Annotated in this window: 18 protein-coding genes; 11 read left to right on the top strand and 7 right to left on the bottom strand. The window is 73.1% G+C overall.

Going from position 1 to position 19,991, the window contains the following annotated elements:
• Nucleotides 1–23 precede the first annotated feature (23 nt).
• The 4 genes from AB0J40_RS29855 to AB0J40_RS29840 form a co-directional block, all read right to left on the bottom strand.
• Complete coding sequence (locus tag AB0J40_RS29855) at nt 24–584, bottom strand: GNAT family protein (protein ID WP_364459170.1); 561 nt, start codon at nt 582–584, stop codon at nt 24–26.
• A 387-nt stretch (nt 585–971) separates the two neighbouring features.
• Nucleotides 972–2,018 (bottom strand): adenosine deaminase, encoded by a 1,047-nt coding sequence (gene add / locus AB0J40_RS29850; protein ID WP_364459167.1) that lies wholly within the window; start codon nt 2,016–2,018, stop codon nt 972–974.
• A gap of 122 nt (nt 2,019–2,140) precedes the next feature.
• A complete protein-coding gene (locus tag AB0J40_RS29845) occupies nt 2,141–2,950 on the bottom strand; it encodes a DNA-formamidopyrimidine glycosylase family protein (protein WP_364459164.1) in 810 nt (269 codons plus the stop codon).
• A 3-nt stretch (nt 2,951–2,953) separates the two neighbouring features.
• A complete protein-coding gene (locus AB0J40_RS29840; protein WP_364459161.1) occupies nt 2,954–3,847 on the bottom strand; it encodes a ParA family protein in 894 nt (297 codons plus the stop codon).
• 106 nt (nt 3,848–3,953) lie between these two features.
• Here AB0J40_RS29840 and AB0J40_RS29835 point away from each other — a divergent pair, with 106 nt between their 5' ends.
• The 3 genes from AB0J40_RS29835 to AB0J40_RS29825 all read left to right on the top strand — a co-directional run bounded on the left by AB0J40_RS29835 (nt 3,954) and on the right by AB0J40_RS29825 (nt 7,223).
• Nucleotides 3,954–4,676 carry a methyltransferase domain-containing protein gene (locus AB0J40_RS29835; RefSeq protein ID WP_364459158.1) on the top strand — a complete coding sequence of 241 codons (723 nt, stop codon included), beginning with the start codon at nt 3,954–3,956 and terminating at the stop codon, nt 4,674–4,676.
• Nucleotides 4,677–4,760: 84 nt separating this feature from the next.
• Nucleotides 4,761–5,975: a DNA polymerase IV gene (gene dinB / locus AB0J40_RS29830; protein ID WP_364459243.1), complete on the top strand. Its 1,215-nt coding sequence runs from the start codon at nt 4,761–4,763 to the stop codon at nt 5,973–5,975.
• Between the two features lie 843 nt (nt 5,976–6,818).
• The gene (locus AB0J40_RS29825) at nt 6,819–7,223 is read left to right on the top strand and encodes a DUF3040 domain-containing protein (RefSeq protein ID WP_364459155.1); all 405 of its coding nucleotides are present in this window, start codon (nt 6,819–6,821) and stop codon (nt 7,221–7,223) included.
• 117 nt (nt 7,224–7,340) lie between these two features.
• On the opposite strand, the gene AB0J40_RS29820 is transcribed toward AB0J40_RS29825, so the two are convergent.
• The 3 genes from AB0J40_RS29820 to AB0J40_RS29810 all read right to left on the bottom strand — a co-directional run bounded on the left by AB0J40_RS29820 (nt 7,341) and on the right by AB0J40_RS29810 (nt 12,400).
• The gene (locus AB0J40_RS29820; RefSeq protein WP_364459152.1) at nt 7,341–9,839 is read right to left on the bottom strand and encodes a DUF3488 and transglutaminase-like domain-containing protein; all 2,499 of its coding nucleotides are present in this window, start codon (nt 9,837–9,839) and stop codon (nt 7,341–7,343) included.
• A gap of 190 nt (nt 9,840–10,029) precedes the next feature.
• Nucleotides 10,030–11,304 carry a DUF58 domain-containing protein gene (locus AB0J40_RS29815; RefSeq protein WP_364459149.1) on the bottom strand — a complete coding sequence of 425 codons (1,275 nt, stop codon included), beginning with the start codon at nt 11,302–11,304 and terminating at the stop codon, nt 10,030–10,032.
• Nucleotides 11,305–11,329: 25 nt separating this feature from the next.
• Nucleotides 11,330–12,400, bottom strand: coding sequence for a MoxR family ATPase (locus AB0J40_RS29810; protein ID WP_364459146.1), 1,071 nt, complete (start codon nt 12,398–12,400; stop codon nt 11,330–11,332).
• Nucleotides 12,401–12,706: 306 nt separating this feature from the next.
• Between AB0J40_RS29810 and AB0J40_RS29805 the strand changes: the two genes are divergently transcribed.
• The 8 genes from AB0J40_RS29805 (at nt 12,707) to AB0J40_RS29770 (ending at nt 19,718) form a co-directional block, all read left to right on the top strand.
• Nucleotides 12,707–13,054 (top strand): hypothetical protein, encoded by a 348-nt coding sequence (locus AB0J40_RS29805; RefSeq protein WP_364459143.1) that lies wholly within the window; start codon nt 12,707–12,709, stop codon nt 13,052–13,054.
• Between the two features lie 130 nt (nt 13,055–13,184).
• Nucleotides 13,185–13,703: a DUF3558 domain-containing protein gene (locus AB0J40_RS29800; protein ID WP_364459240.1), complete on the top strand. Its 519-nt coding sequence runs from the start codon at nt 13,185–13,187 to the stop codon at nt 13,701–13,703.
• Nucleotides 13,704–13,715: 12 nt separating this feature from the next.
• Complete coding sequence (locus tag AB0J40_RS29795) at nt 13,716–14,273, top strand: PPE domain-containing protein (RefSeq protein ID WP_364459140.1); 558 nt, start codon at nt 13,716–13,718, stop codon at nt 14,271–14,273.
• Entirely contained in the window at nt 14,270–14,998 is a 729-nt protein-coding gene (locus AB0J40_RS29790; RefSeq protein WP_364459137.1) for an ESX secretion-associated protein EspG, read from the top strand. Before AB0J40_RS29795 ends, AB0J40_RS29790 begins: the two co-directional genes overlap by 4 nt.
• A gap of 487 nt (nt 14,999–15,485) precedes the next feature.
• Nucleotides 15,486–15,917 carry a division/cell wall cluster transcriptional repressor MraZ gene (gene mraZ / locus AB0J40_RS29785; RefSeq protein ID WP_014467434.1) on the top strand — a complete coding sequence of 144 codons (432 nt, stop codon included), beginning with the start codon at nt 15,486–15,488 and terminating at the stop codon, nt 15,915–15,917.
• A gap of 212 nt (nt 15,918–16,129) precedes the next feature.
• Nucleotides 16,130–17,083: a 16S rRNA (cytosine(1402)-N(4))-methyltransferase RsmH gene (rsmH, locus tag AB0J40_RS29780; RefSeq protein WP_364459134.1), complete on the top strand. Its 954-nt coding sequence runs from the start codon at nt 16,130–16,132 to the stop codon at nt 17,081–17,083.
• Nucleotides 17,080–17,802: a hypothetical protein gene (locus AB0J40_RS29775; RefSeq protein WP_364459131.1), complete on the top strand. Its 723-nt coding sequence runs from the start codon at nt 17,080–17,082 to the stop codon at nt 17,800–17,802. The genes rsmH and AB0J40_RS29775 overlap by 4 nt, the downstream gene beginning before the upstream one ends.
• Entirely contained in the window at nt 17,802–19,718 is a 1,917-nt protein-coding gene (locus AB0J40_RS29770; protein WP_364459128.1) for a penicillin-binding protein 2, read from the top strand. Before AB0J40_RS29775 ends, AB0J40_RS29770 begins: the two co-directional genes overlap by 1 nt.
• Nucleotides 19,719–19,991: the final 273 nt, after the last annotated feature.

Raw genomic sequence — 19,991 nt, 5'->3', positions numbered from 1 at the left:
TCACCTCGGCGTGAAAGCGACCACTAGTCGCGGTCCTTCCACTCGTCCTCGAGCATCGCGTAGACGAGCTCGTCGGTCCACTCGCCCTTGACGATCTCGTTCTCCCGCAGGTGCGCTTCCCGGCGCATCCCGAGGCGTTCCATCAGCGCGGCGGAGGCTTCGTTGCGGCCGTCGCACCGGCCGATGATGCGGTGCAGCCCCAGGTCTTCGAAGCCGAGCCGCAGCAGCTCGGTCGTCGCCTCGGCGGCCAGGCCCTTGCCGTGGTGGTCCGGGTGGAAGACGAACCCGATCTCGCCCTGCCGGTGCTCGCTGCTGAGCCACTCCAGGTTCAGGTCGCCGATCAGCTGCCCGGTCGAAGCCAGCTCGACCGCGACGGCCAGGAACTGCCCTTCTTTCGTCAACGTCGAGCTGTGCACCCGTTTCGCGAGCGCGGCGGCCGATTCGGCGCGGCTGCGCGGGCCCCAGTACAGGTAGCGGGCGACGTCGGCGCGGGACTGGAAGGAGTTCAGCGCGTCGAGGTCGTCGGGCGTGAACGGGCGCAGGAGCAGCCGATCCGTGGTGATCGGGTAGTCGGGCCTGAGCATGCTCCCAGGCTAGCGACCTTCAGCCGTCCGGGGGACCGAACAGTGCACCGCGATCGGCAAACCCCGCGGTCGGATCGCCGGACGGTCGTTCGGCGGCGATCGGCGGCCTGACCTGCACAAATGAGCGCATGAAGGAACCCCCGGGGTGCCTCTCGAACGCCGTCAAACGTCCGAGCCCGAGCCGGACTGGTGCTCGGGAACCCCGGGGGCACGGTGACTGCCTGGTATTCGCTATCAGGCATCACGTGAAGCAGGCGATGAGCCAGAAGGTGGCTCAGTTGTAGCGCTGCTCAAAGTCCTCCACGTGCCATCCGCTAGCGGACAGCCACCTCACGAGTCCTGTTGGAATACAACTTAGGACCACCTCCTTTCTCGTGTACTGCCACGCTAGGCGAAGATCCCGGGGTCCGGCAACGTCATTTGTGTGATCTCGGTCCGCAGGAGGGCTTTCCGCCGGTCGTCGAGGAAGGACGCGTCGACGGCGTTCTCCGCCAGCCGCGCCAGTTCGGCCGCGGTCAGCCCCAGCGTCTCGGCGACGGCGACGTACTCGCCGGTGAGCGTGGCGCCGAACATCGGCGGGTCGTCGGTGTTGAGCGTGACGACGAGGCCGTGGTCGAGCATCCGCCGCACGGGGTGCGCGGCGACGCTGGGCACCTGGCCGGTGCGCACGTTCGACGTCGGGCACACCTCGAGCGGGATCCGGTGTGCCGCAAGGTGTTCCAGCAGTGCCGGGTCGGCGGCGCAGCTGGTGCCGTGGCCGATCCGCTCGGCGCCGAGGTCGTGCAGCGCGGACCAGATCGTGGCCGGGCCGGTGGTCTCGCCGGCGTGCGGGACGCTGTGCAACCCGGCTTCCCTGGCGCGGGTGAAGAACGGCTCGAACCGCGCGCGCCCGACGCCGAGTTCCGGACCGCCCAAGCCGAAGGACACCAGCCCTTCGGGGCGTTCGCGCAGCGCGAACACGAGCGTCTCGCGCCCGGCCTTGACGCCCTTCTCGCCGGGGATGTCGAAGCACCAGGCCAGTTCCACGCCGAGTTCGGCGGCGCGGGCGCGGCCGGATTCGAGGCCGGCCAGGAGGTCGTCGCCGGGGACGCCGTCGAGCAGGTGGTTGTACGGCGTCACGGTGACTTCGGCGTAGCGGCAGTTCTGCGCCGCGAGGTCCGCGGCCAGACCGGTCACCAGCGTGTGGACGTCGTTGCGGTCGCGCACGAGCGACGTGACCGCGAGGTACACGGTGAGGAAGTGGGCGAAGTCGCGGAAGGTGAAGAACTCCGCGAGCTCGCGCTCGTCGGTGGGGACGCCGGCGGCGGGGCGCCGTCGGGCCAATTCCAGCACGGTCGGCAGGCTCGCCGAGCCGACGAGGTGGACGTGCAGTTCGACCTTGGGCAAGGCCCGCGCGAAGGCGCGCAAGGCCTGCCCGGCGGATTTTCCGGGCATGACTGAGCTCCCTGGGATCTCGGAACGGGTGACGGGAACCGCGCGGGGCTCAGGGAGCGAGGTCGCCGCGTTCGGTGTCGGCCCCGTAGAGCGGGAGCTTGAACGTCGTCACGGAGTTCAGCCTACTGCGGCGGGTAGGGGCCGTGCTGGTCCATCGGGCAGAACCACGTCGGCCGCCGCTGGACGTCGTGGCCCTGCGTGCGCACCAGGAGCTTGCCGCCGCAGCGGAAGCAGCCCTGGCGGGTGCGCTCGTAGACCCAGTTCTTGCGGTTGCGGTCGAGGTGCCCGGTGGTGCTCTGCTCGAAGCGCCCGGCGAGCGCGTTGGCCAGCAGCAGCTTCCGGGCCAGCGCGACCGTGCGGCCGGCGTCCACTTCGGACACCGCCGTCCACGGCGTGACGCCGAGCAGGAAGGCTATCTCGCACTTGTAGAGGTTCCCGACCCCGGCCATGACGCGCTGGTCGAGCAGCGCGAGCCCGAGTTCGCGCCCGGGCTCGGCGCTCAGGTTCGCGATCGCGCGGTCCGCGTGCGCTTCGGTCCACTGTGGATCGAGCAGGTCCGGGCCGAGGTGGGCGACGAGGTCGGTTTCCTTCGCGGTGGCCACGAGTTTGAGGTCGTGCACGCGGAAGCCGATCACCTGGGTGTCCGCCGCGGTGAAGACCACGCGGGCGTGGTGCCCGGGCCGCCGCCACTTCGCGCCGGCCGGGTAGACGTCCCACATGCCGTCCATCATCAGGTGCGAGTGCAGCGTCAGGTCGCCGGAGAAGCGCGTGAACAGGTGCTTGCCGACCGTCCCGACGCCGAGCACCTCGCGCCCGGCGAGGTCCACTGTGGCCAGTTGCGGCACGCGGAACTCCCCGCGCAGCAACGTCTTGCCCGCCAGCGCCTTGTCGAAGCGCTTTCCGACGAGGTAGACGGTGTCACCCTCGGGCACGGCTCACCCCGCGGATTCGGACACCTCGGCGGGCGCCTCCGGGGTCTCCGGCGCCGGTCCTTCGGGCCAGTCCGGGCCTTCGGGCTCCTCGCCGGCGATGCGGTGGCGCCCCGCGCGGTTGGACCGCAGGATCTTCGCCAGCACCATGTTGAACGTCAGCGCGATCTCCTGCGCACCGGGCGAGTGCCACTCGTGGATCGGGCTGCACGCGCCCTGGGCCTGCTGCACGGCCAGCCGGTCGGTGATCGCCGTCGGCATCACCAGGGAGCCGAAGTTCTCGCGCAGCTCGGCGATCCGGAACTGGTGCTCGTAGGACCGCACGCGCAGCTTGTTGACCAGGACGCCGATCGGGCGCAGGTCCGGGTTGAGCTCCTTGCGGATCTTCTCGATCGCTTCGAGGGCCCGGTGCGCGCCGGCCACGGCGTACATCGTCGGCTCGGTGACGATCAGCGCGCTGTCCGCGCCGACCAGCGCGGACTTCGTGAGCCGGCCCAGCGACGGCGGGCAGTCCAGGATCACCAGCTCGTACGGCGTTTCGCGCAGCGGTTCGCGGTGCAGCTCGTCGAGCGCGCGGGAGAAGTTCGCCAGGCGCTCGGGGTCGGCGTCGGGGTCGTTGAGCAGCTCCAGCTCTTCGGCGCCGACGAGGACGTCGACGTCCTCGCTCCAGACGCTCGGCGCGATCGCGCGTTCGAGCATCGCCCGGGTGGGGGTTTCCAGCACGTCGGCGAGGGTCGCGTCGGTGTACGGCGGGTCGAGCGAGGTCGTGGCGTTGCCCTGCGGGTCGAGGTCCACGACCAGCGTCCGGGTGCCCCTACGCAGGGCGGCGGACGCGATACCGAGAGCGACCGTCGTCTTGCCGACGCCTCCCTTGAGGCTGAGTACGGCGACCGTGTGCACGTTCACCAGCCTACGGGTGTGCGCGAGGGGCGCCGCCGGGCAAGGGGCGTTCACTCGAAGGGAGGAGCCCGGGAGGCGGGCGGGGGCGGGCACTACCCTGTGCGGCATGAAGACGGAGACCGTGGCGGCCCGGGGTTCGGGCGCCGTCCGCCGGGTGCTCGAGGCCGAGATCCAGGCGGCCCGCGCCCGGGGCGCCGAGCAGCCCCGCGTCGTCGACGTGGGCGGCGGCAGCGGCGGCTGGGCGGTGCCGTTCGCGGCGGCGGGCTGCCGGGTGACCGTCGTCGAGCCGAGCCCGAACGCCCTCGCGACGCTGCAGCGGCGCGCCGAGGAGGAGGGCGTCTCCGAGCTGATCACGGTCGTCGCGGACGACTCCGACGCGCTGGGCCGCCACGTCGAGGCGGGCTCGGCCGACCTGGTGCTGGCGCACGGGCTGCTGGAGATCGTCGACGACCCGGCCGCGGTGCTCACGGCGCTGGCCACGGCGGTCGCCCCGGGCGGCGCGGTCTCGGTGCTGGTCGCGAACCGGCACGCGGCGGTGCTGAACCGCGCGCTGGCGGGCCGGGTGGATGAGGCGCGGCGGCTGCTCGAGAGCGTCGACGGCGTCGTCCCGGGCGACACGGTCCTGCGCCGGTATTCCGCGGTCGGCCTGCACGCCGACCTCGAGGCCGCGGGCCTGGAGGTCACGCTGCTGCAGGGCGACCGGGTGATCTCCGACCTGGTGGCGGGCGACGTCCGCGAGGACGAGCTGGCGGAGTTCGAGCGCGCGGCGGCGGGATCGGCGCTGCGCGACATCGCGGGCCGGCTGCACGCGGTGGCCCGGCTCGCCTGACCCCTTCCGGCGCTTGATCCGAAACTGTCGGTGGTGCCGGGTAGCGTCCTCGGGGTGGGGCGAAACGCTGAACTGCCGGGTGGGATGGCCCGGTTCCGGGTCCGGCCCGGAGAGCCGCTGCCGGACGACACCGGCTGCGGGATGCTGCACGTCGACATGGACGCGTTCTTCGTGTCGGTCGAGCTGCGCACCCGGCCCGAGCTGGCGGACAAGCCGGTGGTCGTGTCGGGCGGCGGCCCGCGCGCGGTCGTCGCGGCGGCCAACTACCCGGCGCGGAAGTTCGGCGTGCGCTCGGCGATGCCGTTCTCGACGGCGAAGCGGCTGTGCCCGCACCTGATCAACATCCCGCCGACCGGCGGGCTCTACAGCGAGGTCTCCCGCGGGGTGATGGGGATCTTCCGCGAGCTGACGCCGCTGGTCGAGCCGTTGAGCCTGGACGAGGCGTTCCTGGACGTCAGCGGAGCGCTGCGGCGCCTGGGCGCGACGCCGGCTTCGCTCGGCGCGTGGATCCGCGCGCGGGTGGCCGAGGAGCACGGGATCACGTGCTCGGTCGGGGTGGCGAAGGTGAAGTTCGTGGCGAAGCTGGCGTCGGGGATGGCGAAGCCGGACGGCATGGTGGTGGTGCCGGCGGCGGAGACCCTGGCGTTCCTGCACCCGCTGCCGGTGTCGGCGCTGTGGGGAGTCGGCGCGCGAACGGAGGAAAGCCTGCGCCGGCTGGGGCTGGACACGATCGCCGACGTGGCGGCGTTCCCGCCGGAGAGGCTGAAGAAGTCGCTGGGCGCGGCGGTGGGCGAGCACCTGTACCGGCTCGCGCACGGCGTCGACGAGCGTGCGGTGGTGGTCGATTCCCCGGAGAAGTCGATCGGCGCGGAGCACACGTTCGACGTCGACCGCCACGACCGGAAGTCCCTGGGCCTGGAGCTGCTGCGGCTGTCCGAGCGGGTGGGGGCGACGTTGCGGGCGCGCGGGGTCCGCGGCCGGACGGTTTCGATCAAGGTGCGGTTCGCGGACTTCCGCACGATCACGCGGGCCCGGACGTTGGTGTCGGCAACGGACGTGGCCCGCGAGATCCACGCGGTGGCGGTGTCGTTGCTCACGGAGCACGCGCCGACGGGAGCGGTCCGGTTGATCGGGGTGCGGGTCGAGGGGCTGGACACGGGGGAGGCGGGGGAGCAGCTGGTGTTCGAGTCCCCGGCACCGCGCTGGCGGGACGCAGAGGTGGCGGCGGACGTGGCACGGTCGAAGTTCGGGTCGGCAGCGGTGCGGCCGGCTTCGCTGCTGGGGCCGCGGGAGGGGTGAGATTGGCCGGGGCCGGGGCAGGGGCCGGGGGCAGTGCTAGGACATGGCTGGGGCTGGGGTTCAAGGCCAGGAGCCGCGGCTGGGGGCCGGCCCTGCGGCCGAAGGCCGGAAGCCGGGCAGGGGTCGGCCGTGCGGCCGGCTTCGCTGGGCCACGGTAGGGGTGAGAGTGCCCGGTGCCCGGTGCCGGGTGCCCGGGGGCGGGGCCGAAGGCCGGAAGCCGGGAAGCGGCCGGCCCTGCGGCCGGGCTCTCGAGCGGCGAGCCCGGCTGCTCTGCCGCGCTCGCCTCGGTCGGCAAGCGAGGCCCGGCCCCACGCGCGCCCTTCCCGGCACCGATCCACCCGCCGCCCACGATTCCGGCCGCCGCCCGCGGCTCCGGCCCGCGACTTCGGCCTGCCCCGCGACTCGGCCCGTCCGCGGCTCCGGCCCGCGACTTCGGCCTGCCCCGCGACTCGGCCCGTCCGCGGCTCCGGCCCGCGACTTCGGCCCGCCCGCGACTCGGCCCGTCCCGCGACTCCGGCCCGCAACTTCGATCCCCAGCGTCGCCACCCCTCGCGTCACACCGATCCCACCTCGCGCCGCACACAGTGGGTGATCTTCGACCCCGTCGACCGTCCCCCACATTGCCGTCCAAGGCGTTAACCGGTAACAACCCGCGACCGTGACCGTCCGCAACCCCGATCCGGAAGGATTTAGCCCAATTCGATCCCTTCTGGATGCGGGATCGGGTAGTCGTCCGGGCGCGGGCCTCGTATCCTGGACAGTGCCACCCCGCCTGGGGTTGGCTGTTGGGTCCAGGACGTTGCGCGGCCCGGCGCCCGCGACAGCTGTGCCGGAGGAGGAAAGATGCCACTCTCCGAGCATGAGCAGCGGCTGCTCGATCAAATCGAGCGCGAGCTCTATGCCGAGGACCCCAAGTTCGCATCCACGGTGCGTGGCACCCGGTTGCGTCGCCCCGCTCGCCGACGGCGTATCCAGGGCATCGCCCTGTTCGTAGTGGGCGTGGCCCTGCTGGTGCTGGGCGTGGTGGTGCCGCAGTTCCGGGTGGCCGACATCCCGCTGATCAGCGTGCTCGGGTTCCTCGTGATGTTCTTCGGGGTCATGATGGCCGTCACATCGATTCGGCACGGCGCCGACGGGGATGGCAAGGGCGGTGGATCGGGATCTCGCGGAGCCAGGCAATCGGGCCGCCGGAGTTCGTTCACCCAGCGGATGGAAGAGCGCTTCCGCCAGCGCTTCGAGGAGCAGTAGCGCCGCAAGACCACAAGATCCGCGTCCCGGTGTGGGACGCGGATCTTCTTGTGTGCTCAAGTTCCGAGCCTCGCCCGCCGTGACAGCGGGTGACACCCGGCCGGGTGACGGCCGGGGTCAGTCGCGGCCGCGGAACAGGGACTTCGGGAACAGCCGGCCCTTCCAGGACAGCGGCGCGTTCCGGTGCAGGCTCCGCCTCAGGTGATCGAACGCCGAGGGCAGCGTCGGGTCCGGCTCGCCGTCCTCGCCGTACCAGGACTTCTCGACCACGCCGATCACCGTGCGGAGACCGTCGCGGCCTTCGTCGTCTAGGTGGTGCTTCGCCGCCAGCTTCTGGCCCGCGACGCGGACCGTGTCACTCGGCGGGATCGGCAGCCCGCGGTCGGCGCACTCCGCCCGCAGCTCCGACCACGCCGCGTCCGCCGCGCCCGGGCGCTGCGCGACGATCTCCTGCAGCCGGCGGCGGCGTCCGACGTCACGCGCCGCCGACGGGCCCAGCAGGCCCGCCAGCAGCAGCACCACGATCAAGCTGAACCACCAGGCCACCAGCCAGGTCAGCACGCCCAGCACGGCCACCCACAACGCCGCCGCGATCAGCGGCAGCCAGTTCTTGAGCACCGCGCCGAGCCCGGTCGCCGCGGCTTCGCGGTCCGGCCTGCTGCGGCGTCCGCCGACGACCACCAGGACCGTCGCCAGCACAGCGAGCGCCACCAGCACCAGGACCAGCAGCCACACGAAGAACGGCGTGCCCTCGTCGGTGGCCTGCGGGCCCTGCGCCTGCTGGTTCTGCTCGGTGTCGCGGGGCGCGCCGGTCGGCGCCGCGCTCGACTGGACCGTGCTCGGCGCCACCTGCGTGTCGTCGGGCTGGTTGCCGTCCTGGGTCCCGGCCTGCAGGTACGACGGGGTGATGCCGCGGCCGTCGGACAGCGGCGTCGGGTCGAACGTCACCCAGCCCTTGCCGCCGAAGTACGCCTCGACCCACGCGTGCGCGTCCTGCGTGGTGATCGACAGGTAGTCGTTGACCTGCACGCCCGGCGTGAACCCGATGGCCACCCGCGACGGGATGCCCGCCACCCGCAGCATCACGGCCATCGCCGACGCGAACTGCTCGCAGAAGCCGCGCTTGCCGTTGAGGATGAAGTCGGCGAGCGCGTCGGCGTCGTTCGCCGGCGCGGTCTTCGTGTCGTAGACGAACCCGTTCTGCGCCGTGAAGTACCGCCAGATCGCGGACGCGCGGTCGAAGTCGTTGGACGCGCCGGTGATGAGCTGCTCGGTCTTCGCGCGGACGCGGTCGTCGACGCGGTCGAGCTGCGTGTAGCGCGGCGGCAGGTCGTCGACCCGGGGTGTCGCACGCAGCTCCTGCGCGGTGGGCTCCTTCAGCGACGCGTATTCGGTGTAGGCGGGCGGAACTTCGCTGCGCGTGGTGAAGACCGTGCCGCTGACCTGGTCGTAGAGGTAGCCGTTGGCGGCGCCGTCGATCACCCGCGGCGCGCCGTACACCGGCAGCCAGTTGTCGCGCCAGCTCGCCGGTTCGACGTCGATGCGGCGCGCGGCGCCGGTGCCGTCGTCGCCCGGTGCGGGCGGCAGCTGCGGCCCGACCGGGACACCCTGCTGCGAACGGCCTTCGTCGTGCAGGCCCCAGCCCTTGTTGGGGTAGTAGGTGTCCAGCGTCATCGCGCGCAGCAGCCGCCGGTCGGTGCCGAGGCCGCGGACCTTGAACAGCTCGCGGTTGGTGCCCTGGTCGAGCATGCCGCGCAGCTCGGTGAACGGCTGGATGCCGAAGCCACCGGAGCCGGCGCCGGGGCCGTCGCCGCCGTTGCCGAACGGGATCCGCCCGACCGTGCCGACCCACGTGATCGCGCCGCCGAACAGGCCGAGCACGATCGCCGCGGCCACGACCGCGACGGGCGCCGACAGCACGCCCGGCTTGCCGCTGCGCCCGGGCGCTTCGCGGGTGCGCCAGCGCCGGTGGCGGTGGTTCCCGTCGACCGCGAGCAGGCCGGCGAACGCGGCCCCGCCGAGCAGGAACGTCCACCACGGCAGCATTTCTTCGGAGAGCGCGGCCGGCACGGCGTAGACGCAGAGCAGGACGAGCCCGGTGGCGGCGGGCGCCGCGGCGGCGACGGTCAGCGTGTCGACCAGGACGGCGACCAGGCCGATCAGGATCGTCACGAGGCAGAGGATCGGCTGGCTGCCTTCGACCGGTGGCAGGCCGACGCGGATCTGCTCGGCGGCGGCGGACAGCGTGGTGCCGATCTCGCCGAACGCTTCGGGGCCGGGGATGACCTGCAGGATCCCGTGGGTGGTGAAGGCGCCGGTGATGAGGAAGAGCAGGACGACGAGCTGGCCGAGACCGACGAGCACGGTGGGGACCTGCAGCGAGCGCAGCGCGAGCCCGGTGGCGGCGATCAGCAGCACGGCGACGAAGAGGTAGCCGAACCAGGCGAGGCCCGAGACGACGCTGGTGACGGAGGTGGCGGCGCAGAGGGTGGCGATCCCGGCGGCGGCGGGCGCGAGCAGGCTCCCGCGCCAGGCGGAGAGGGGGTGCTGGGAAGCGGGCCGCCGGGACGGGGTCGCGGCGGAACCGGACGGCCGAGGCGGGGCGGTGGTGCTCATCGCGAACCGCCGATCGGGGAGCAGGGACTGGCCGGGCCGCGCCGGGCGGCCGGCTCGATGGCGCTCGTCGCGGACCGTGGCTTGGTGAGCAGGCCGCTGTGGCAACGCGGGTGCGGCTGTGCGGCTGTGCTCATCGTGGACCGTGGCTTGGTGAGCGGGGTGCGAGGCGGGCGCCGCTGTACGGGTGTGCTCATCGGGGACCGCCGATCAGCGTGCCGCGGCGGGCGCCGCTGCGGCACAGCTCCGCCCACACCTGCGGCATCGGCGAGCCCGGTCCCGCGATCACCACGCCCCAGCCGGCCGCGCGCAGCAGTGCCGCCGAATCCTCCGTCGCCGCCGCGCGTTGCTCCGGGGCGCTCACCCCCGCCGACCACGTCGGCGTGTCGAGCAGCACCGCCAGGCTCCGGATCCCGCGCGGGCGGTACTGGGCCAGCTCGTGCACCGCTTCCGTGCTCACCGTGCCCAGCACGGCGATCAGCTCCTGCCCCTCGCCGGGGTCGCCGGCCAGCGTGATGTCCCGCTGGTGCGCCGGCTGCAGCGCCGCCAGCGCGTCGAGCACCACGTTGTCGTAGTGGTCGCCGCCCTCGCCCGGGGTGTCCGCGAGCGTCGCGCCGTGCTCGCTCACCAGCCGGACGCGGTGCCCGGACCGGCGCAGGTGCAGCGCCGCCGACGCCGCGAACGACACCGCCCACTCCAGGCTCGCGGCCGGGCCGCTGCCGTGGTGGGCGGCCGCGCGGTGGTCGAGCAGCACCGTCGTGCCGCCGCGCCAGGGCCGTTCCTCGACGCGGACCATGATCTCGTCGCGGCGGGCCGTCGAGCGCCAGTGGACCTTGCGCAGGTCGTCGCCCTGGCGGTACTGGCGGACGATCACGTCGGCCTCGCCCTGGCCGGCGTGCAGCCGGACCGTGCCGTCGTCGCCGACGCCGATGCCCGCGCCGCTCGGCAGGCCCCACAGCGGGACCACCCGGGGCACGACGACCAGCCGCGAGTGCCCGATCAGCTCGCGCTCGAACTCGCACAGCCCGAACGGGTCGGTGATGGTCGCGCGCAGCGGCCCGACCTGCTGGATCCCGCGCAGCACCGGCTGCAGCGGGTAGCGCAGGGCGACCTTCCGGTCGTGGGGGAGCCGTTCGACGACGAACCGCGGCCGCGAACCCAGCGCGTACGGCACGCCGTCCTCCAGGAGGATCTCGCCGGCCGGCAGCCGTCCGCTGCGCCACAGCTCCAGCTGCACCTCGCCGGCGCCGCCGACCGCGACGCGCTGCGGGTGCAGCGCGCGGGTGGCGCCGATGCGCAGCCGGGTCGCCGAGATGAACACCGCGACCAGCAGCGGCAGCGCCACCACGAAGACGGCGACCCGCAGCAGGTCGCGTTCGTTGAGCACGAACGAGCACACCGCGGCCGCCAGCCCCGCGGCCAGCAGGCAGCGGCCGCGGGTGGTCAGGCCGGACAGGGCACGCAGCACGTCGTTGTCTCCCCTTCGCCGGTGCTTACTGGGGCCGGGAGCCCTGCGGCACCGGCACCCGGTGCAGCACCGCCCGCACGACGTCGGTCGCCGACCGGCGCGCCGCGTGGGCCTCGGTGGTCAGCACCAGGCGGTGCGCGAGCACCGGCACCGCGACCGTGTGCAGGTCGTCCGGCACGACGTAGTCGCGCCCGGACAGCGCCGCCTGCGCCCGCGCCGCGCGGACGAGGTGCAGCGTCGCGCGCGGGGACGCGCCGAGCCGGATCTCGGGGACCTGGCGGGTGGCCGCGACGAGGTCGACGGCGTACCGGCGGACCTCCGGGGCGATGTGCACGCCGCGGACGGTCTCGATCAGGCGGTGCACGGTCTGGCCGTCGGACACCGGCTGCAGCTCTTCGAGGGGGTTGTGGCCGGCGTGCTCGTCGACCATGGCCAGCTCGGCCTGCTGGTCGGGGTAGCCGATGGAGACGCGCGCGGTGAACCGGTCGCGCTGGGCCTCCGGGAGGGCGTAGGTGCCCTCCATCTCGATCGGGTTCTGCGTGGCGATCACCATGAACGGCTGCTCGAGCCGGTACGTCGAGGTGTCGACGGTGACCTGGTGCTCTTCCATGCACTCCAGCAGCGCCGACTGCGTCTTCGGCGAAGCGCGGTTGATCTCGTCGCCCACCACGATGTTCGCGAACACCGGGCCGGGGCGGAAGTCGAACTCGCCGGACTGGCGGTTGTAGATGGAGACGCCGGTGACGTCGCTGGGCAGCAGGTCCGGGGTGAACTGGATGCGGCTGACCGTGCAGTCGATCGACCGGGCGAGGGCCTTGGCCAGCGACGTCTTCCCGACGCCGGGCACGTCCTCGACCAGGAGGTGGCCTTCCGCGAGCAGGGTGACCAGCGCGATCCGGATGACGTCGGGCTTGCCGACCAGGACCCGTTCGACGTTGGCGGCGATCCGCCGCGCGGTTTCGTGCAGTTCGTCCAGCGACACTCTGGCCGGGCGGCCGTGCGCCCGGCCGTTGCCCGTGGACTCCGCCGGGTAAGGCGGCCGCCCGGATGCCTGCTCGCCCGATCCGGGCGCCGCAGACTGGATTCTCGACGTCACTCGACCTCCTGGTGGCGCATGGCCGCGCGCACTGTGCGCACCGCCGGGCCGAACGGCCCCCATCGCTGCTGTCCGCGCGCAGCGACCAGCCTTCCATCCAGTGTGTCAAACCCGGGCGAACCTGGGGCCGGAACCCCGGGAAGCCCCGGGGAGCACGCCCGGCACGTCGGTCGATGACACTGCGCAAGCACGGACGATACCCCGAACGGGTGTGTTGTCACCCGATTCTGGGCGCTCCCGCTGACACCTCGCACTGTTCTATGCTCCGATACGAGTTCGCCCGGCTACGGAGAGGCGTAACCGCTCATGAGCGAGGTGCGGGGGCAGACGTACGACGTCCGCGGGTTCGCGGTCGCGCCCGAGCTGGCCACGGACGCGTACGCGAAGCTCGGCGCGCTGCAGGACCTCGTCGGCGAGATGGTCCGCGAGGCCAAGGTCCTCGGCCGGACGGTGCCGCTCGGCGGCGGGTACGCGGGCGAGATCGGCAAGTTCATGGCCGAATACGGCATCGGCGGGAAGGGCTCGGCCGTCCAGCAGCTGACCGCGTTCGGCAAGGAGCTCGAGACGCTGAAGCACCGGATCGGCCAGGCGCTGGCGAAGTACCAGCACGCCGACGAGCAGGCGGCGGACGGAGTGGACTGCACGGGTGGCTGACCGGGTGCGCGCGGAACGGAAAGCCGGACGGCTCGCGGCCCGGCGCGGCCGGTGGCCGACGGCGCGGCACGGTCGGTGGCCGACGGCGCGGCACGGTCGGTGGCCGACGGCGCGGCACGGCCGGTGGCTCGTGCCTGCCCTGGCTCTTCTGCTCGCCTCGTGCGGGCAGCACCCCGCCCAGCCCGCCACCGCCGGGCACACCTCGGCGCGGGCCTCCGCGACGGCCGCGCCCCCGCCCGTGGCCTGGACCGGCCTCGCCGCGATGGACCCGTGCGCGCTGCTCACCCCGCAGGACCGGTCGGCCGCGGGGATCGGCGTCCTCGGCAAGCCCAAGGACATCGCCGGCGCCCGCGCGTGCGACTGGAGCGTGCCGGGCACCTTCGGCGTCACGGTGACCCTCAGCGACACCGACGGACTGGCCGATCTCGAAGTCGCGAAGAAGACGGCCACGAAGACCAAGGTCGGCGCCCACCCGGCGCTGCAGGTGGCGGACAAGAAGGCCGCCGACGGCACCTGCGCGGTGCTGCTCGGCGTCGGCGACGCGGCCAGCGTCCAGATCGACGTCAGCAACACCGGCTTCTCGGACACCCCGCTCGCGTGCCGGCGCGCGGGCACGGTGGCCGGGCTGGTCGAACCGAAGCTGCCCTGAGAGAGGTGCGCCGTGCCCGAACCCCCCGTTCCCACCGCGCGGTACGAGTCCTACAGCCACGAGGCCATGGCCGCGGAGGTCGAGCGGGACAACGACCCGGTCGCCGCGGGCGAGGCGGGCGCGCGCTGGGACGGGCTGGCGAAGAAGCTGCACGAGTCGACCGCCGACCTCGCCGCGCTGGTCTCGTCGTCGGAGGAGAATTGGCGCGGCCAGGCGGGAGACGCGGCACGGGCGGCGCTGGCCCGCGCCGCGCGGTGGCTTTCGCACTCGGCCGCGGTCTCGGCGTCGGTGGGCAGCGCGGTCGGCGCGCAGGCGGACGCCGCCGCGCGGGCCCGCGCCGACATGCCGCCGCCGGTGGTGTACGACCCGGCGTCGATGATCCGGGACGCGGCGTCGTCCGGGAACGTGCTCGTCCTGGCCGGGCTGGCCGACGAGATGGCGGCCCGCCGCGCCGAGGCGGAAGCGGCGCGGCAGAAAGCGATCGACGTCATGCGCACCCGCGACGCGGCGTTGCGCGGCCACGTGCCGGCCGCGGACTTCGAGGCTCCGCCGACGCTGGGGCCGGCTTGATCCGCGTTTCCGCGTCGGCGTTCGACATCCTCTGGACCGACCTGGGCCACGACCGCCCGCCGGAGCCGCTGACGGTGCGCAGCGTCGGCGGGACGGACGAGGAGCGCGCCGAGGTGCGGAAGGCGGTGTACGAGAACCTCGCCGGCCGCGGCCTGTACGACGGTTCGCGGCTCGAGCCGGCGCTGGCGGCGCGGCTGGACGTCCTCGCGGGCGGCGACGTGTATGTGGCGTGCGAAGCGCTGGCGGACATGACGGCGTCCTCGCCGTTTCGCGCGGTGACGGCGGTCCGCGGGCGCCGGGGCGTGCTGGCGACCCAGCCGGAGCAGACGATCGCGCTGGATTCGATCGGTCCGGGCGAGCTGTGCACGGCGATCGTGGACGTCCTGCCGGAGCTGACGGCCGGGCCGGGGTACGGCATCAACCTGTCGGCGTCGGCGCTGGCGGACCCGTCGGCCGCTTCGGGGGCGGCGTCCGCCCAGATGCAGGAGGTGCTGGCGATCCAGGCGCGGCCGGTTTACGCGGCGGGACAGTTCAGCGTGAGCCGGCGCGAGGCGTCGGGACGGGTCGTCCGGGTGGGCGGGTTGACGTGGTTCGACACCGACGTGGGCGCGTACTGCGCGACCAAGACGCCGGGGCGCGGTGGGCAGGAGTGGGTGACCGTGAGCCCGGTCGACAGCGCCCGGCTGGCTTCGCGCATCGCGGCTTTGGTGACCCCGGAGGATTGACGCGGGCCGGCCGCCGCGGGCTTGCGGCGGATGGCTTGCATCGGTGATGCGTGCGGCTGCGGGTCGGCTCGCGCCGGCCGCTGCCGCGCGTCCGCTACCGCTTCGATCACCCCACGGCTCCCACCGGGCCCCACCGGCCCCACCCGGGGTCCCCACCGGGCCCCACCCCGGGCCCCACCCCGGGCCCCCACTTGCCCCCACAACCGGGCCCCTGGGTTCTTTCGCGGCCGTTATGCGGACGCACGGGGAACAGCTGAGGTTGCTCCGGCCCCCGGCACGGGGGATCTTGGCCACGGTCCCCCACCCCACCCCCCACCGGCCCCCACCCTGCTGACCTGCGCAAACGGACCACACGACGGAGTGAGCCGCCGGTTTCCCGCGTTGACTGTGGTGAAAAGTGGGGTACGGTGGTGGCCAGTGGGGCGGAAGGGAGCCCCGTGGCCGTCCGAGGTGGTTCGCCACCCAGGTCGGTAGGGAGGTGGAGGCCGTGTTCCTCGGCACCCACACCCCGAAGCTGGACGACAAGGGGCGGCTCGCGCTGCCCGCGAAGTTCCGTGACGCCTTGGCGGGTGGGCTGATGCTTACCAAGGGGCAGGACCACTGCCTCTTCGTCTTCCCCCGCGCCGAGTTCGAGCAGATGGCGCGCAAGGTCGCCGAGGCCCCGTTCACCAACGAGGCGGTTCGGGCCTACCAGCGCTACCTGTTCGCGGGCACGGACGAGCAACGGCCGGACGGCCAGGGGCGCATCACCATCGCGCCCGAGCTCCGCCGCTACGCGGGGCTCAGCAAGGAGTGCGTGGTGATCGGGGCGATCACCAGGCTGGAGATCTGGGACGCCCAAGCGTGGCAGGGCTACCTGGAGGAACACGAAGACAGCTACGCGAAGGCTCGAGAGGAAGTACTGCCGGGCGTCTTCTAGGCGCGCGGACGCGGTGCACCGTCGTCGTCGGGGGACGAGGGGTTCGCCGCCCGCGCCACGGGGGAAGCCCACCCGGATGCCGTGAGGCCTCTGTCCGCTCAACAGCCCTGGTGCACCTTCCCCGGTACCAGGTCGGCAGCGGGCGGACAGGGACCTGACGGCATCCGCCATATTTCCCCCGGGCCGCCCAGGCGAGAAAGGGGGGAGGGAACATGACGGCACCCGAGCACGTCCCGGTGCTGCTCGACCGTATCGTCGAGCTGTTCACTCCCGTGTTCGCCGACCGCGACGGCGTCCTCGTGGACGCGACCGTCGGCCTCGGCGGGCATTCCGACGCCCTCCTCGACGCCTTCCCGCGGCTGCGGCTCGTCGCCCTGGACCGCGACCCCGCCGCCCTCGAGAAGTCCGCCGAACGCCTCGCTCGACACGGCGAGCGCGTCGACTTCGTGCACACCGTCTACGACGGGCTCCCGGAAGCACTCGCCGGCCTGGGCATCCACAAGGCCGACGGCATCCTGTTCGACCTCGGCGTCTCGTCGATGCAGCTGGACCGCGCCGAGCGCGGGTTCGCCTACGCCAAGGACTCGCCGCTGGACATGCGGATGGACCCGACCACCGGGTTCACCGCCGCCGACGTGCTCAACACCTACGCGCCCGGCGAGCTGATCCGCATCCTGCGCGACTACGGCGAAGAACGCTTCGCGCAGCGCATCGTCAAGGCCGTCGTGAAAGCCCGCGAACAGGAGCCGTTCACCACCAGCGGGCGCCTGGTCGAACTGCTCTACGACGCCGTCCCGGCCGCCACCCGCCGCACCGGCGGGCACCCGGCCAAGCGCACCTTCCAGGCACTGCGGATCGAGGTCAACGGCGAGCTGGAGGTGCTGCGCCGGGCCATGCCGGCGGCGCTGGGCGCGCTGCGGGTCGGCGGCCGGATCGTCGTCGAGTCCTACCAGTCCCTGGAGGACCGGCTCGTCAAGCAGGCGCTGGGCGAGCTCGCGAAGTCCCGCACCCCGGAGGGGCTCCCGGTCGAACTGCCGGGACACGGACCGGAGCTGAAGCTCCTGACCCGGGGCGCCGAAAAGGCCGGCGAAGAGGAGATCGAACGGAACCCGCGCGCCGCCTCGGTGCGGCTGCGGGCCGCAGAGAGGATCGGAGAGCCGCGATGACCGCTCCCGCGAAGTCCCGTCGCCCGGCCGCGCCGGCGACGCGGGGCCGCAGCGAGGCCGCCCGCACCTCGACCACCGTCGAGCCGGACCCGCGGACCGCCCAGCCGGGCAAGGCCGCGCCGCGCCGCGCGTCGCGGGGCCGCACCTCCGCGGCCGAGCGCGCCTACGCGCGCCGCGCCCAGCGGGCCGACCTGCTCAAGGAGCGCGAGCCGCGCCCGCAGCCGAAGGCCGAGCCCGGTGCGCCGAAGCCGAAGTTCAAGCTGCGCCTGCCGAAGTCGCGCGCGTCGTTCGTGCTGATGATGATGGCGCTGCTGGCCGCCGGCGTGGCGACCACGCTGTGGCTGACCACGCAGGCGATCGCCGACTCCTACCGGCTCGAGCAGCTGCGCACGACCAACGCGAGCCTGGCCGAGACGAAGGAGCAGCTGCAGCGCGACGTCGCGAAGGCCGAGTCGCCCGCGTCGCTGGCCCCCGCGGCCCAGCAGCTGGGCATGGTGCCGGGCGGCGACCCGGCGCGCATCGTCGTCGGCCCGGACGGGAAGACCTCGCTCGTCGGCGAGCCCAAGAAGGCCAAGGCGGACACGCCGGCGGCGCCGGTCGCGCCGCCCGCCGCGCCCGCCGCGGGCACGCAGTCGCAGCAGGGCGCGCCGATCGAGGGCGACCAGCCCGCCGTGCCCGCCGACGAGCAGCCGCCGGCGCAGCCGGGAGCCGGCCAGTGATGGCTTCCGGCCGGGGCCAGGCCCGCGGCCGGGGCAGCGCGCGGCGGACGTACGCGGCCGGGACGCGCAGCGCCGCCGCGCGGCGGGGCAACGGCGGCCACCGCGGCCGGTTCTCCGCCGTGCGCCTGATCCTGGTCGCCGTGCTGCTCGTCGCGGGCGTGAAACTGGTGCAGGTGCAGTGGTTCGACGCCGCGGCGCTGTCGGCCGCGGCCGAGCGGCAGCGCACCCAGACCATCGACATCCCGGCCCAGCGCGGGTCCATTGTGGACCGCAACGGCGCCAAGCTGGCGTTCAGCGTCGAGGTGCGCTCGCTGTCGGTGAACCTCAAGGCGTTCCACAAGAGCATGACCGACTTCGCCGCGAAGAACCCCGGCACGAAGAAGACGTTCGACAGCGAGACCGCGGCGGCCGCGAAGTACATCGCGGCCAAGGTGCCGAACCAGCTCACCGAGCAGCAGCTGCTCGACCTGTTCCACAAGCAGGCGTCGTTCACCTACCTGGAACACAACGTCGAGCCGTCGGTCGCCGCCGACATCGTCAAGAACTTCCCGTGGATCGGCGTGGAAAAGCGGGCGCTGCGCGAATACCCGGGCGGCAGCCTGGCCTCCAACATCGTCGGCGCCGCGAACTGGCGCTCCGACGACCCGGACGTGTCCAAGCACAACCTGCACGGCCTGGTCGGGCTGGAACTCGTGCGCGACAACGACCTGGCGGGCACGCCGGGCCGGATGCTCGTCAACACGAAGAACGGCAGCGACAACGTCGTCATCCCGGGCACCGAGCGCGACCTGCAGGCCGCCGTGCCGGGGTCGGACCTCGAGCTGACCATCGACTCCGACCTGCAGTACGAGGTGCAGCGGCAGCTTTCGGACTACGTCCAGCAGTCGCACGCCAAGGGCGGGCAGGCGGTCGTCCTCGACGCCAAGACCGGCGAGGTCTACGCCCTGGCCAACGACACGACGTTCGACCCGAACGACCAGAGCACGTGGACCCCCGACGACCTCAACAACCCGGCGGTCACCACGCCGTTCGAACCGGGGTCGGTCAACAAGGTCGTCACCGCCACCGGGGCGATCGACTACGGCATCGCGACGCCGGAGTCGACGATCCAGGTGCCCGGCGCGCTGCAGGTGGCCGACAAGACCGTGCACGACGCCTGGACGCACGGCACGCAGACGTTCACCACCGCCGGGATCTTCGCCAAGTCGTCCAACATCGGGACGCTGCTGCTGGCGCAGAAGATCGGCGAGGAGCGCTACTCGGACCTGCTCAAGAAGTTCGGCCTCGGCCAGCGCACCGGCGTCGGCCTGCCCGGCGAGAGCGCGGGGGTCGTGCCGGCGCGCAGCCAGTGGTCGGCGACGACGTTCGGCAACCTGCCGATCGGGCAGGGCCTGTCGATGACCGTGCTGCAGATGGCCGGGATGTACCAGGCGATCGCGAACGACGGCCTGCGCGTCGAACCCCGGATCGTCAAGGCGAAGGTGAACCCGGACGGGACGACCGTGCCGGAGCCCGCGCCGAAGCAGGTCCAGGTCGTCGGCCCGCAGACGGCGAAGACGGTGCGCGACATGATGCGCGCGGTCGCGCAGAACGGCAAGGGCCTGCAGAAGGGCACCGCGCCGACGGCGGCCGTCGAGGGCTACCAGATCTCCGGCAAGACCGGCACCGGCCAGCAGGTCGACCCGCGGACGAAGGCCTACAGCGACCACCTCTACAACATCACCTTCGCCGGCATCCTGCCCGCCGACCACCCGCGGTTCGTGGTCGGGATCCGGCTGGACGCGCCGGACACGACGCTGCCGGTGGGGCACTCCGCCGCGCCGCTGTTCCACACGATCGCGTCGTACCTGACGCAGCGGTACCAGATCCCGCTGTCGGACGGCCCTTCGCCGGAAGTCCCGCTCATCATCCAGTAGGCACAGTGCGTGAAGGCCCCCTCACTCCGTCCATGCCCCCGCCGCCACCCTCAACGGAGGCGCCGCGCGCCGCTGGCTGATTCTGAGGGGGCTTTTCCACGTCCAGCGTCCACTTCGGTCCGAAGCGGCGGCGAAAGCCTTGTGCCGCAAGGACGTGCGCGTCGCCGCCTAGCACATGTGCCGAACCCGCGCGCAATCGCCGTACCGCGTGCGGGCCCCCGGAACGGCCGCCGGTAGCCTCTTGGCCGTGTCCGTGTCCTCGTCCAGTTCCCA

Origin of the sequence: Amycolatopsis sp. NPDC049691, from assembly GCF_040675005.1 — a bacterium.
Taxonomy (GTDB): domain Bacteria; phylum Actinomycetota; class Actinomycetes; order Mycobacteriales; family Pseudonocardiaceae; genus Amycolatopsis.
Note: the sequence above shows the minus strand (reverse complement) of the source record. Positions and strands in the feature narration are given on the sequence as shown.

Bases quoted from the DNA above. Each gene is read 5' to 3' on its own strand.
- AB0J40_RS29855 (WP_364459170.1), bottom strand. From the start codon at position 584: ATGCTCAGGCCCGACTACCCGATCACCACGGATCGGCTGCTCCTGCGC.
- add (WP_364459167.1), bottom strand. From the start codon at position 2,018: ATGCCCGGAAAATCCGCCGGGCAGGCCTTGCGCGCCTTCGCGCGGGCC.
- AB0J40_RS29835 (WP_364459158.1), top strand. From the start codon at position 3,954: ATGAAGACGGAGACCGTGGCGGCCCGGGGTTCGGGCGCCGTCCGCCGG.
- dinB (WP_364459243.1), top strand. From the start codon at position 4,761: ATGGCCCGGTTCCGGGTCCGGCCCGGAGAGCCGCTGCCGGACGACACC.
- AB0J40_RS29825 (WP_364459155.1), top strand. From the start codon at position 6,819: ATGCCACTCTCCGAGCATGAGCAGCGGCTGCTCGATCAAATCGAGCGC.
- AB0J40_RS29820 (WP_364459152.1), bottom strand. From the start codon at position 9,839: ATGAGCACCACCGCCCCGCCTCGGCCGTCCGGTTCCGCCGCGACCCCG.
- AB0J40_RS29805 (WP_364459143.1), top strand. From the start codon at position 12,707: ATGAGCGAGGTGCGGGGGCAGACGTACGACGTCCGCGGGTTCGCGGTC.
- rsmH (WP_364459134.1), top strand. From the start codon at position 16,130: ATGACGGCACCCGAGCACGTCCCGGTGCTGCTCGACCGTATCGTCGAG.
- AB0J40_RS29775 (WP_364459131.1), top strand. From the start codon at position 17,080: ATGACCGCTCCCGCGAAGTCCCGTCGCCCGGCCGCGCCGGCGACGCGG.
- AB0J40_RS29770 (WP_364459128.1), top strand. From the start codon at position 17,802: ATGGCTTCCGGCCGGGGCCAGGCCCGCGGCCGGGGCAGCGCGCGGCGG.